Annotated in this window: 9 protein-coding genes and 1 pseudogene; 9 read left to right on the top strand and 1 reads right to left on the bottom strand. The window is 63.6% G+C overall.

Annotated features, from left to right (window positions below):
- The first annotated feature begins 341 nt into the window (after positions 1-341).
- The 9 genes from glnE to H7993_RS14500 all read left to right on the top strand — a co-directional run bounded on the left by glnE (position 342) and on the right by H7993_RS14500 (position 11,657).
- Positions 342-3,350 carry a bifunctional [glutamate--ammonia ligase]-adenylyl-L-tyrosine phosphorylase/[glutamate--ammonia-ligase] adenylyltransferase gene (gene glnE / locus H7993_RS14460; RefSeq protein ID WP_185794786.1) on the top strand — a complete coding sequence of 1,003 codons (3,009 nt, stop codon included), beginning with the start codon at positions 342-344 and terminating at the stop codon, positions 3,348-3,350.
- 212 nt (positions 3,351-3,562) lie between these two features.
- Entirely contained in the window at positions 3,563-4,612 is a 1,050-nt protein-coding gene (gene waaF, locus H7993_RS14465) for a lipopolysaccharide heptosyltransferase II (RefSeq protein WP_122479760.1), read from the top strand.
- Between the two features lies 1 nt (position 4,613).
- Positions 4,614-5,678 carry a lipopolysaccharide heptosyltransferase I gene (waaC, locus tag H7993_RS14470; RefSeq protein WP_185794787.1) on the top strand — a complete coding sequence of 355 codons (1,065 nt, stop codon included), beginning with the start codon at positions 4,614-4,616 and terminating at the stop codon, positions 5,676-5,678.
- On the top strand, positions 5,678-6,799 hold the full coding sequence (locus H7993_RS14475; protein ID WP_122479758.1) for a glycosyltransferase family 4 protein: 1,122 nt from the start codon (positions 5,678-5,680) through the stop codon (positions 6,797-6,799). The genes waaC and H7993_RS14475 overlap by 1 nt, the downstream gene beginning before the upstream one ends.
- Positions 6,796-7,602, top strand: coding sequence for a lipopolysaccharide core heptose(I) kinase RfaP (rfaP, locus tag H7993_RS14480; protein ID WP_185794788.1), 807 nt, complete (start codon positions 6,796-6,798; stop codon positions 7,600-7,602). Before H7993_RS14475 ends, rfaP begins: the two co-directional genes overlap by 4 nt.
- Positions 7,602-8,336 (top strand): lipopolysaccharide kinase InaA family protein, encoded by a 735-nt coding sequence (locus tag H7993_RS14485; RefSeq protein WP_185794789.1) that lies wholly within the window; start codon positions 7,602-7,604, stop codon positions 8,334-8,336. The genes rfaP and H7993_RS14485 overlap by 1 nt, the downstream gene beginning before the upstream one ends.
- Positions 8,333-9,085, top strand: a complete 753-nt coding sequence (locus tag H7993_RS14490) for a lipopolysaccharide kinase InaA family protein (RefSeq protein WP_185794790.1) — start codon at positions 8,333-8,335, stop codon at positions 9,083-9,085. The genes H7993_RS14485 and H7993_RS14490 overlap by 4 nt, the downstream gene beginning before the upstream one ends.
- Positions 9,085-10,524 (top strand): lipopolysaccharide kinase InaA family protein, encoded by a 1,440-nt coding sequence (locus tag H7993_RS14495; protein ID WP_185794791.1) that lies wholly within the window; start codon positions 9,085-9,087, stop codon positions 10,522-10,524. The genes H7993_RS14490 and H7993_RS14495 overlap by 1 nt, the downstream gene beginning before the upstream one ends.
- 143 nt (positions 10,525-10,667) lie before the next feature.
- Complete coding sequence (locus H7993_RS14500) at positions 10,668-11,657, top strand: polymorphic toxin type 44 domain-containing protein (protein ID WP_185794792.1); 990 nt, start codon at positions 10,668-10,670, stop codon at positions 11,655-11,657.
- 375 nt (positions 11,658-12,032) lie between these two features.
- Here the strand turns inward: H7993_RS14500 and H7993_RS14505 are convergent.
- Positions 12,033-13,449 (bottom strand): annotated as a pseudogene (locus H7993_RS14505) (hypothetical protein); the annotation flags it as partial.

Below are 13,449 nucleotides of genomic sequence, written 5' to 3' on the forward strand. Positions count from 1 at the left end.
AGTTTGCGACTGGCCTTGTGGGCAGACGATATTGAATTCTTGGATTACCGGCAGCTTTTCCGGCGAGCTGTAGTTTTACTACAAATCCCTGCCCTTTTCATTCCCCTGCGGGCGGTGGGCAGCCGGGTAGACACAGGATACAGGCTTTTGGCCCCCTGTCCGGTTGTGGGTTGGATCGTTACCTGTGATCGAATGTATTCATCTCGGGGCTATGCGTGAGTGACTTCTGCCAAGTTCTGAAGAAATTCAGCTATTTATCACCTTTGTTCGACAGATCAGGGACAGATGAACCTGTCTATACAGACCTTTACCAGGCTCTTCACGCTGCACAAGGATAGACCATGAACCTGCCTTTGCTGGTCGAAATTCCGGCTGTTCTCACGCCTTTGGTGTCACGCAATCGCGAGTCGTTCCAGGCGGCTGTGGCGGGGGCTGAGGGCCTGTTCGCCGATCTCAGCAGCACCACGCACACTGTGGGAGCGGGCTCTTCCCGCGAAGAGCCCCCCCCAGTCACCACCCCCTTCAACTGGCCCACCGAGCGCTGGCAACAATGGGACCGCGTCACCACCGCCAGCGACTTCGTCCTGCAGCAGGCCATCCAGAACCCCGCCATGCTGCTCGGCCTCATCGCCAGCGGCGACCTCGACCGTCCCTTCAGTCCCGGTGAACTGCGCGAGCAGATCGCCCTCGCCGTGGCCCAGGCCGAGAGCGAAGACGACCTTGCCCGCATCCTGCGCCGCCAGCGCGCGCGGCAGCAGGTGCGCATCATCTGGCGCGACCTCAACCGCCTCGCCGACCTGGTGCAGACCTGCCGCGACCTGTCGGACATGGCCGACGCCTGCATCGACCAAGCCTATCAGTGGCTGTACCCGCGCCAATGCCAGCAGTTCGGTACGCCCATGGGCCGGCGCAGCGGCGAGCAGCAGCACATGGTCGTGCTGGGCATGGGCAAGCTGGGGGCAGTGGAGCTGAACCTGTCGTCCGACATCGACCTGATCTTCGGTTACCCCGAAGGCGGCGAAACCCAAGGGGTGAAACGCCCCCTCGATAACCAGGAGTTTTTCATCCGCCTCGGCCAGCGCCTGATCAAGGCCCTGGACCCGATCACCGTCGACGGTTTCGTCTTCCGCGTCGACATGCGCCTGCGCCCCTACGGCTCGTCCGGTGCCCTGGTGCTCAGCTTCAACGCGCTGGAGCAGTACTATCAGGACCAGGGCCGCGACTGGGAACGCTACGCCATGATCAAGGCGCGGGTGGTGGCCGGCGACCAGCAGGCCGGTGCGCAACTGCTCGATATGCTGCGACCGTTCGTCTATCGCCGCTACCTGGATTTCTCCGCCATCGACGCGTTGCGCACCATGAAGCAACTGATCCAGCAGGAAGTGCGGCGCAAGGGCATGGCCGACAACATCAAGCTGGGCTCGGGCGGTATCCGTGAAGTCGAATTCATCGCCCAGGCGTTCCAGTTGATCCACGGCGGGCGAGACCTGAGCCTGCAGCAGCGACCCTTGCTCAAGGTGCTGGCAACCCTGGAGGGGCAGGGCTATCTGCCTGCTGCGGTAGTGGACGAGTTGCGCGAGGGCTATGAATTCCTGCGCTACACCGAGCACGCCATCCAGGCCATCGCCGATCGGCAGACACAGATGCTGCCCGACGATGAGCGGGACCGTGCGCGCATCGCCTTCATGATGGGCTTCGCCGACTGGCCGGCTTTTCACGCGCGCCTGATGCACTGGCGCGGCCGCACCGCCTGGCACTTCGCGCAGGTGATCGCCGACCCGGACGAAGACGCCGAGAACAGCGAGGCAATGGTGATCGGCGGCGAGTGGTTGCCGCTGTGGGAGGAAACCCACGACGCCGATGCGGCTTGCCGGCAGTTGCAGGAAGCCGGTTTCAGCGACGCGCGCCAGGCGCTCAAGCGTCTTGAAGACCTGCGCGGCAGCCCGCAACTTCGGGCCATGCAGCGCCTGAGCCGCGAGCGCCTGGATGCTTTCATTCCGCGCCTGCTGGCTCAGGCGGTGGAGCACGCCGACCCGGACCTGATTCTGGAACGGGTGCTGCCGCTGGTGGAAGCCGTGGCGCGGCGCTCGGCGTACCTGGTACTGCTGACGGAGAACCCCGATGCCTTGCGTCGCCTGCTGACCCTGTGCGCCGCCAGCCCATGGATCGCCGAACAGATTGCGCGTTTCCCGTTGCTGCTCGACGAACTGCTCAACGAAGCACGGCTGTTCAACCCGCCGTTGGCACCGGAGCTGGCCGCCGAGTTGCGCGAACGGCTCACGCGCATCCCCGAGGACGACCTGGAGCAGCAGATGGAAGCGCTGCGGCATTTCAAGCTGGCGCACAACCTGCGCGTGGCCGCTTCGGAAATCGCCGGCGCCTTGCCGCTGATGAAGGTCAGCGATTACCTGACCTGGCTGGCCGAAGCGATTCTTGCGCAGGTGCTGGCCCTGGCCTGGCACCAGACCGTGGCGCGCCATGGCGTGCCCAAGCGGGCCGACGGCAGTGACTGTGATCCGGCCTTCGTCATCGTCGGTTATGGCAAGGTCGGCGGCATCGAGCTGGGCCATGGCTCGGACCTGGACCTGGTGTTCATCCACGATGGCGACCCGAGCCTGGAAACCGACGGCGCCAAGCCGATCGACAGCGCCCAGTTCTTCACCCGCCTGGGCCAGCGCATCATTCACCTGCTGACTGCGCAGACCAACTCCGGCCAGCTGTACGACGTCGACATGCGCCTGCGTCCCTCCGGTGCGGCGGGGCTGCTGGTCAGCTCGGTGGCGGCGTTCTCGCGCTACCAGCAGACCGAGGCCTGGACCTGGGAGCACCAGGCGCTGGTGCGCGCCCGGGTGCTGGTAGGCTGCCGCCAGACGGGCGCCGAGTTCGAGCAGGTACGTGGCGCCGTGCTGGCCAAACCGCGCGACCTGGATACGCTGCGTGCCGAGGTCAGCGAGATGCGCGCGAAGATGCGCGACAACCTGGGGACGCGGCAGACGGCAGCAGGGCGCGGCGCCAATGCCTTCGAAGCTGGCCAGCGCTTTGACGTCAAGCAAGACGCCGGTGGTATCGTCGATATCGAATTTATGGTGCAATACGCGGCTCTGGCGTGGTCGGGCAAGCACCCGGACCTGCTGCGATACACCGACAACATTCGCATTCTCGAAGGCCTGGAAGAGGCCGGATTGTTGCCCGCCGCCGATGCGGGGTTGCTGCGCGAAGCCTACAAGGCCTACCGCTCGGCCGCTCATCGTCAGGCCCTGCAGAAGCAGGCCGGGGTGATCCCGGGCAACCAGTTCATCGATGAACGGCGCGAGGTGATGCGGATCTGGGGTGAGTTGGGGTTGAGCTGAAGGCGGTACCCACCTATTTGCCCCGTAGGAGCGGCCAGTGGCCGCGAACAGGGCTCCGCGGTTTTTCAGGCACTGCGCGGCGTCTGGTTCGCGGCCGCTGACCGCTCCTACGGGTGACCCCGATCCCTGTAGGAGCGGTCCGTGGCCGCGAAAAGGCTGGCACCGAAATCCCTGGCACCACCGCACCACCCGACTGACTGTTCTGGAAAACTATGAGAATTCTGATCATTGGGCCCAGCTGGGTCGGTGACATGGTAATGGCACAGACCCTGTTCCAGAGCCTCAAGCAACGGCACCCCGACTGCTTGATCGACGTGCTGGCGCCTGAATGGAGCCGCCCGATCCTGGAGCGCATGCCCGAAGTGCGTGCGGCCTTGAGCTTTCCGCTCGGCCACGGCGCGCTCGAGCTGGCCACGCGCCGGCGCATCGGTAAAAGCCTCAAGGGTCATTACGATCAGGCCATCCTGCTGCCCAACTCGTTGAAATCGGCGCTGGTGCCGTTCTTCGCCGGCATCCCCAAGCGCACCGGCTGGCGCGGCGAATTTCGCTACGGCCTGCTCAACGACGTGCGCACCCTGGACAAGCAACGCTACCCGTTGATGATCGAGCGCTTCATGGCCCTGGCCTTCGAGCCCGGCGCCCTGTTGCCGCAGCCGTATCCGCGCCCCGAACTGCGCATCGACCCGGCCAGCCGCGACGCTGCCCTGGCCAAGTTCGGCCTGGCCCTGGATCGCCCGGTGCTCGCCCTGTGCCCCGGCGCCGAGTTCGGCGAAGCCAAGCGCTGGCCGTCCGAGCACTATGCCGAAGTGGCCGAAATCAAGATCCGTGAAGGCTGGCAGGTCTGGCTGTTCGGCTCCAAGAAAGACTTCCCGGTGGGCGAGGCGATCCGCGAGCGGCTGATTCCCGGCCTGCGCGAGGAAGCCTACAACCTGTCCGGTGAAACCGCGCTGGCCGAGGCCATCGACCTGATGTCGTGCGCCGACGCCGTGGTGTCCAACGATTCGGGCCTGATGCACGTGGCCGCCGCGCTCAACCGGCCGCTGGTGGCCGTGTACGGCTCGACCTCGCCAGGTTTCACGCCCCCCCTGGCAGAAAAGGTCGAGGTGGTGCGCCTGGGCCTGGATTGCAGCCCGTGTTTCGACCGCACCTGCCGCTTCGGCCACTACAATTGCCTGCGCCTGCTGGAACCCCAGCGGGTTGCCGATGCGTTGCAGCAGGTAGAAGGGCCGGCCACGGTCGAACTGACAGTCAAGGCGGAATGAATTGCGGGTACTGCTGATCAAGACCTCGTCCATGGGCGACGTCATCCATACCCTCCCGGCGCTGACCGACGCGGCCCGTGCCGTGCCAGGCATCCGTTTCGACTGGGTGGTGGAGGAGGGTTTCGCCGAGATCCCGAAATGGCATCCGGCCGTGGACACGGTCATTCCAGTGGCCATACGCCGCTGGCGCAAGAACCTTTGGCAGGCCTACAAAAGCGGCGAATTCAAGCTACTGCGTCAGCGTCTGCGCGCCAACCGCTATGACTTGGTGATCGACGCCCAGGGGCTGCTCAAGAGCGCCTGGCTGACGCGTCTGGTCAAGGCTCCGGTGGCCGGCCTCGACAAGGGCTCGGCGCGCGAAGGCCTGGCCAGTCGTTTCTATCATCGGCGTTTGGCCGTCGCGCGCGGCCAGCACGCGGTCGAACGCGTGCGCCAGCTGTTCGCCCTGGCACTGGGCTATGACCTACCCAAAGGCACCGGCGACTACGGCCTCAATCGCCTGCAGTGGCGCGACCTGATTCCCGGCCCGGCGTTCGTGGTGTTTTTGCACGGCACCACCTGGGACACCAAGCATTGGCCGGAAGCCTACTGGCGCGAGCTGGCCGAACGCTTGGGGCATGCCCACATCCAGGTGCGATTGCCATGGGGCAGCGACAGCGAACGCGAACGCGCGCAACGCATTGCCGCAGGCCTCAAGAACTGCGTGGTGTTGCCTCGGTTGAACCTGGCCGGGATGGCGCAGACCCTGGCCGAAGCGCGCGCCTGCGTGGCGGTCGACACTGGCCTTGGCCACCTGGCCGCCGCCCTCGACGTGCCGACCATCTCCCTGTTCGGCCCGACCAACGTTGGCCTGACCGGCGCCTACGGTCGTGGCCAGATCCACCTGGCCAGCGATTTCCCCCCCTGCGCGCCGTGCCTGCAGAAAACCTGTACCTACCAGCCGACGCCGGAAGACCAGCGTCGGTTCGATCTCAAACGCGAGTGGCCGCTGTGTTTCACCCGGCTCGACCCCGAGCGCGTGGCAAGCCGACTGAGCACCGTGTTACTGGCCGAGGATCTTCGCTGATGCAACTGGCATTCGTGCTCTACAAGTATTTTCCCTTTGGTGGCCTGCAGCGCGATTTCATGCGCATTGCCCTGGAGTGCCAGCGCCGTGGCCACGGCATCCGCGTCTACACGCTGATCTGGGAAGGCGAGGTGCCCGAAGGTTTCGAGGTGCACGTCGCGCCGGTCAAGGCGTTCTTCAACCATCGGCGCAACGAGAAACTGCTGAGCTGGATGCAGGCCGACCTGGCCAAACGCCCGGTCGATCGCCTGATCGGCTTCAACAAGATGCCCGGCCTGGACGTCTACTACGCGGCCGACGGCTGCTACGAAGACAAGGCACAGAACCTGCGTCATTCGCTGTACCGCTACTGGGGGCGCTACAAGCATTTCGCCGACTACGAGCGGGCCGTGTTCGGGCGCGACGCGAAAACCGAAATCCTGATGATTTCCGAGGTCCAGCAACCGCTGTTCATCAAGCATTACGACACTCCGCTGGCACGCTTTCACCTGCTGCCGCCGGGCATCGCCCACGACCGTCGCGCGCCGCCGGACGCGGCGCTGATCCGCGCCGAATTCCGTGGCGAATTCATGCTCGAGGACGACGAGCTGCTGTTGGTGCAGATCGGCTCCGGCTTCAAGACCAAGGGCGTGGACCGCAGCCTCAAGGCCATGGCGGCCTTGCCCGCGGCGCTGCGCAAGCGCGTGCGGCTGATGGTCATCGGCCAGGACGACCCCAAGCTGTTCCAGATGCAGGGCGCAGCGCTCGGCCTGGGCGACCGCGTGCAGTTCCTCAAGGGCCGCAGTGACATTCCGCGCTTCCTGCTCGGCGCCGATGTACTGATTCACCCCGCCTACAACGAGAACACCGGCACCGTGCTGCTCGAAGCGGTGGTGGCTGGCTTGCCGGTGCTGGTTTCGGCAGTGTGCGGCTATGCCCATTACATCGCCCAGGCCGACGCCGGGCTGGTGCTCAGCGAGCCCTTCGAGCAGGAAGAGCTCAACCGCTACCTGCAGCGCATGCTCGAGGACGACAGCGCCCGCGCGGCCTGGTCGGCCAATGGCCTGGCCTTCGCCGACAGCGCCGACATCTACAGCATGCCCGAGCATGCCGCCGACGTTATCCTGGAGGCGCGACCATGAAGCTGGTGCTCGACGAGCCGTTCAAGACGCTGTGGGCCGGGCGCGATCCGTTCGTGGCCGTCGAAGCGCTGCAAGGTGAAGTGTTCCGCGAGCTCGAGGCGCGCCGTACGCTGCGCACCGAAGTCGATGGCAAGGGCTATTTCGTCAAGATCCACCGCGGCATCGGCTGGGCGGAGATCGCCAAGAACCTGCTCACCGCCAAGCTGCCGGTGCTTGGCGCCGGCCAGGAGTGGAAGGCCATCCAGCGCCTGCGCGAGGCCGGCGTGCCGAGCATGACGGCAGTGGCCTACGGCGAGCGCGGCAGCAACCCGGCCGATCAGCATTCGTTCATCATCACCGAAGAGCTGGCGCCTACCATCGACCTGGAAGTGCTGAGCCTGAACTGGGCCAAGCAGCCGCCGCAACCGGCGCTCAAGCGCGCACTGATCGCCGAAGTGGCGCGCATGGTCGGCATGATGCACCGCGCCGGCGTGAACCACCGCGACTGCTACATCTGCCACTTTCTGCTGCACACCGACAAGCCGGTCAAGGCCGACGATTTCAAGCTCTCGGTGATCGATCTGCACCGTGCCCAGGTCCGTCCGCGCATCACTCGCCGCTGGCGCGACAAGGACCTCGCCGCGCTGTATTTTTCGGCGCTGGACATTGGCCTGACGCGCCGCGACAAGCTGCGCTTCCTGCGTGACTATTTTCAATGGCCCCTGCGCCGCGTGCTCAAGGAAGAAGCCGTACTACTCGGCTGGCTCGACGGCAAGGCGAACAAATTGTACGACCGCAAATTGCGCTACGGGGATGCTCTCTGATGGCGGGTTGGAACCTGGAAGCGGGCTACGAGCACCTGCAGGCCGACTTCGGCAGCCTGGACAGCGTGTTCGCCCTCACCGGCGAGCGCCTGACCCGCGACCCGTTGTCCGAGGTGATTCGCGTGCAGCGCAGTGGGGTCAACTATTACGTCAAACGCTACGTGGGTGCCGGCAAGGGCCTGCGCGCACACCTGGGCAAGCCAAGGGTGAGGGCCGAATGGCAGAACCTCAAGCGCTTCGCCAAGTGGGGCATTCCCACTGCCGAAGTGGTGGCCTGGGGCCTGGAACGCAACGGTGCCAGCTATGACCGCGGAGCGCTGATCACCCGCGAACTGCCCAACACCCAAGACCTGCACCAACTGGCGCTGAGCGACGATCCGCGGTTGCGCAACCGGGCCTGGGTCGACCACATCAGCCGGCAGCTGGCACAGCACACGCGCACGCTGCACGACAACCACTTCACCCACAACGATCTGAAGTGGCGCAACCTGCTGGTGGACGACAAGGACGTGCTGTACTTCATCGACTGTCCCAATGGTGCGTTCTGGCGCAGCTTCATGCTGCGCTATCGCATCATCAAGGACCTCGCCTGCCTGGACAAGCTGGGCAAGAGCGAACTGTCCAACACCCAGCGCCTGCGCTTCTACCTGCAGTACCGCCGCCGCGAAAAGCTCAATGCCTCGGACAAGCTGCGTGTGCGCAAGATCGTAAAATTCTTCGAGGGCCGCGAATGAGCGACTTCATCGCCAGCGAGGAGCGCGCCTTGCTGGAGCGCCACGGGCTGGCCACATTCGATGCACTGTGGAACCTGCAACTGGACGCCGTGGACGAACCCAACACCGGCCGTGGCGGCTGGAGCAGCGTGTATCGGCTGGACCTGGAAGGCCGTGGTTTCTACCTCAAGCGGCAGAGCAACTATTTGACCCGTACCCTGGCCCGGCCCTTCGGCGAGCCAACCTTCGCCCGCGAGTTTCGCAACATCAGCCGCTATCGCAAGCAGGGCATCCCGGCGTTGCAGGCGGTGTTCTACGGTCAGCGCCAGGTTCAGGGTGAAACCCGTGCCATGCTCATGACCCGCGCCCTGGACGGCTGGTCCGACCTCGAAGCGGTGCTGCAGCAGTGGCCCACCCTGGCCCCCGAAGAGCGTCGCGCGGTGCTGGTGGCGTGCGGCGAGCTGGGGCGTATCCTGCATTCGGCGGGGCAGGTGCATGGCTGCTTCTACCCCAAGCATATTTTTCTGCGCGCCACGGCCAGCGGCTACCAGGCGCAATTGATCGACCTGGAAAAGACTCGCCCGCTGCTGTTCGGCCAGCGCGACCGCGCCAAGGACCTCGAACCTTTGCTGCGCCGGGCACCGCGCTGGCAGGCCGCTGACATTCGCGTTTTGCTCGCCGCGTACTTGGCCCAGCCCGAAACCAGCCCTCTGGTCGATGCCTGGCTTCAACGTTTGAGCCGCCGTCGCAACCACAAGGAAGGCCGCTGATGCGCCTGTCTGAACTGACCCAAGCCGGCCGCACTCCCGCGTTGCCCCTGAGCATCACCCTGGCTGACGCCGCCGGCCCCGCCGAGCTGCAACTGCTGACCCTGTTGCGCGTGCTGCCCGGCCAGCGTTACGTCGGTGCCGGTATCTGGCGCGGCCGCACGGTGCTCGCCAAACTGCTGGTCGGCAGCAAGGCTGCCCGGCATTTCCAGCGCGAACTGGAAGGCGTGCGCCTGCTGGCCGAACAACACCTCACCACCCCACAACTGCTCGCCGACGGCCTGCAGGAAGGCGAGGGCGGCTGGCTGCTGTTCGAGTACCTGGAAAACGCCCAGAGCCTGGCCGACGACTGGACCCGTGTGGAAACCCTGCCGCCCCTGGCCGACGAACAAACCGTGGTGCTCAGCGAAGCCCTCGGTGTCATCGGCCAGATGCACGGCAAGGGCCTGTGGCAGCAAGACCTGCACCTGGACAACCTGCTGCGCCACAACGGCCAGGTGTTCCTCATCGACGGCGCCGGCATCCAGGCCGAAGAGGCCGGCAAGCCCCTGTCGCGGCAAAAGGTCCTGGAAAACCTTGGCGTTTTCTTCGCCCAATTGCCCAAGCACCTCGAGCCCTTCACCGAAGAGCTGCTGGTGTATTACCTGCTGGCCAATGGCGAGCACGGCCTGCCCATGGAAGCCCTGCAAAAGCAGATCGACAAGGTCCGCGCCTGGCGCCTGAAGGACTATCTGAGCAAAGTGGGCCGCGAATGCAGCCTGTTCAGTGTGCAGGACAGCGCGTCTGGCCTGCGCGCCGTACGCCGAGAAGAAGAAGCGGCCATCCTGCCCGTGCTGGAGCAGGCCGATGCCCTGCTCGAACAAGGCCATGTCTACAAGACCGGTGGCGCCGCCACGGTCGGCCGCGTGCACAGCCAAGGCCGCGACCTGCTGATCAAACGCTACAACATCAAGAACCTGCTGCACTGGGGCAAGCGCTTCTGGCGCCCGAGCCGCGCCTGGCATTCGTGGGTCGAGGGCAATCGCCTGCTGTTCCTCGGCATCGCTACCCCCAAGCCGCTCGGTGTGCTGGAAAAGCGCGTGCTGTGGCTGCGTCGCGAAGCCTACCTGATGACCGAACACCTGGGCGGCCCGGACCTGATCGAAGCCTTCGCCGCCCATGTCGACACGGGTGACGTTCCCGAGGATCAGCTTCAGGCCCTGGACCAGTTGTTCGTCGACCTGATCCGCGAACGCATCAGTCACGGCGACCTCAAGGGCCACAACCTGTTCTGGCACGACGGCCGCTGGGCGCTGATCGACCTCGACGCCATGCAGCAACACGGCAGCGACAGCAGCTTCGCCCCTGCCCACCAGCGCGACCGTGAACGGTTGCTGCGCAACTGGCCGGACGGCAGTGCCCTGCGTGTGCTGCTGGATCAGCGTTTGCCCCGAGAAATGTAGCCGCAACGTACGTCGCGCACGGAATTCAGGACTTTTCCTGCATCTGCGTCGGATGGGTCCTACAGACGTACTTCCACAACTCCCGGAAACTCCTGTCGCTTGGCGGCCCTGCGTGGGCCAGCGGCAGAGCAGGGGGGTTGGACATGAAACTGGTCTACTTCATCCGCTTGGGCGACAAGACATCGTGTGGCGGCACGGTCCTTGGTGGCGAGCGGGGCGTCACCCTGCTCGGCGTTCCGCGTTCGCGCGAAGGCGATCGCGTGTCCTGCGGAAAAAGCACCGGCGAGTTTCACATCGTCGGCGGCGTCGAGCAGCTCAAGAGCAACGGTCGACGCGTTGCCGGCAGCCTCGACAGCACCAGCAGCTGTGCCTGCAACGCCCTGCTGATCCCGTCGTCGTTCAGTACCCAGTACGAGTCATCGAAAAAGGTCAAAGCGCGACATACGATAATGCCGCGGCCTAACGCCGTGCAGAATTGTGGCCATCCAGACCAGCTGCTGTCGATCACCACCTACATGGCCGGCGAGATCAATCGCAACGTCCGCCACGCCGTCGTGAGCAAGATCAAACAATTCAACCGCTACGATGCAACCAACGCCATGCGCACCTACCAAGCGCTGCCGTGGCACGCACGTTGGTGGGTGCGCAACCCACAGCAGGTGGCCAGGGCCTGCAAGGACGAAGCGGTGGCCCTATGGATCGAGCAGATGGACGAAAACCGCGAGTGGAACTACCGCGCCAAAGTCGCGCAACTGCAGAGCTCCACCTGGCACAAGCAAGGGCAACATCTGTATCACGTCGGTCTCTGGGGCGGTATTCACTACGGATACCTGGGCATGGCTGCAGGCTTTCGCCTAGGCGTACTGATCGACGGCATCGACGCGCAGACGCCTTTGCAACAGCGCACCTTGCGCCACTGGCACACGCCCGCCGAACGGCTGGCAATCAACATCGGCGTGGCGTTGTACCAGCGTCACCCCGAAGGCTTGCTCACGGCCAAGGCCATGATCAATGCAGTGCTCGCTGCCGAGCAGGAGAACTGGGGCACGGGAAGACGCGAGCATCGCTGCGCTCCTCGCGTCAGGCAGCCCGCCGCGTCGGTTCACGCCTTGCTCTCAGTGCCAACCCTTTAGGCAGTCTTGCTCGCGCAGCTGCTTAAACTAGGCCTCGTCGACCACGCTGCTCAGCTTTGACATCGAAGGTATCTTCAGCCACACCATGCTGCGTTTTCGCACGACGAAGTTGTAGTTGAACCCTGGCTCGCTCGGATCGTCGGGCGCGGTGATCGGGCATGGCGGGCGGCGGAAGGCGGGGGTTATGGCATAATGACGATCAGCAAATCCCGAGCGAAAAGCGTCTGCTCTTATGAGAACACGTTCGTGCGTAGAGACCTTGAAAAACGAGCCCTACCGATGATTGCCCAACGGTAGGGTCGTATCACTCTCCTGACACCAAAAACCAATACGTACAGGCTACGCGATCTTGTAATCTACATACAAAGGATAAAATCACACGCGCTTGAAACTTAGATTATCCAATCGGATAGACGTGCCATCCATCAGGCCGAGTTTGATAGCGGATATTGTGTTTTGACCAGACTCTGACTGAAATGCTTCCCAAGCATACCCAACTTTCAGGTCGTACTCCGCGACTACACCGTGGACTTCATGCACTTTCAAAAACCCACCCTTCGCTGCTAAATCCTTGAAGTACACACCTAGCTGGAACTGATTGACTGGTTCTATAAAGTCCAAAAAAAACGCTGCAATCGGACGGGTATGCAGCTCTAGATACTTACCTGTCACAAAGGGTGACTTTCCTGACTCGTTGCCAATTTTTGCGTCGAAATCGATATCTTGAACGCTTCCATCAATACTCAGTCTACACTCTGAAGCCAGCGTGACTGGAAGTCCAATTGGCCCAAGAGAAAACTCTTCAAAGTCTTCCAGAACAGGGCCTGCGCCAGGGTCACCAACAGACACCTCGAAAGCCCTTGGTGTAGAGGTTTGAACAAGGCCGCCGCTCACTCGCCTCGCTGTGTACGCAACACTGACCGCTTTACCCGCACTCAACAAAGCTGTCGCTTTTGGAATCACGAATTCCAGTGAGTCCTGCGCCAGCACTTCGCGCGCAGGCAATGTGATGGACCCTGCGTCATCCACCGCCGTCCATTCCAACCCTACCCATTGGCCTGGTTCGATTCCTCCATACGCCGGTGTCGTGATCTTCACACCTGTACCAGGAATACCCGCAGGATCCAGGTGCCCATTGGTTTCGTTTTCCACTGTTGGTGCAGGCAGCACCAAATTCAACTGAGTCATGTTCAGCACTCCTTCAGGAAATATAACCGCTTCACTTTCACTCACGCTCTTGCCCATACCCACTTTCAGTTCCAGGGTCAGTGGCAGGGTGTTCTCCAGTCGCAACAGAAAACTGCGGGGCAGGTTGATGTGCAGCCCTGAGCTCACTTGCGCGGCCGTCACTGCGGCTCCCATCGCCAGCTCTTCGCTGCGCGTCGTGCCGTCATCCAGTGTCCCGCGCGCGCGCAGCCAGTAAGTTTGGCCGGTCGCAATCAACGGCCAAGGATCGACCGACACGGTTGCGGCTGTGGAAAAGGTATTCAGATCCAACGTTCCGTCGCTAGCCTGCACCACCTTGGGCGGTTTCAATGCCGTGGCCGGCAGATCCTGTACCCTTAATGCCAAGGTGGGGCTTGCCACGCCAGAACTCCCATCCAGCAGAATCACATTCGTCACCTCGACCGTCTTGCCCAGGCTGGCCGCAACCACACTGGCCGGAATCGGGGCGCGCGCCTCACCCGCTGTAGCGCCAGCCCAGTCGATCAGTACATCCTCGTCCGGCAACCGCCAGATCACGGCCAATATAGCCCCCGTTTTCAATCGCGAATCGCGCAGCACCACGGTC

Origin of the sequence: Pseudomonas baltica, assembly GCF_014235765.1 — a bacterium.
In the GTDB taxonomy this organism is placed as follows: Bacteria; Pseudomonadota; Gammaproteobacteria; order Pseudomonadales; family Pseudomonadaceae; genus Aquipseudomonas; species Aquipseudomonas baltica.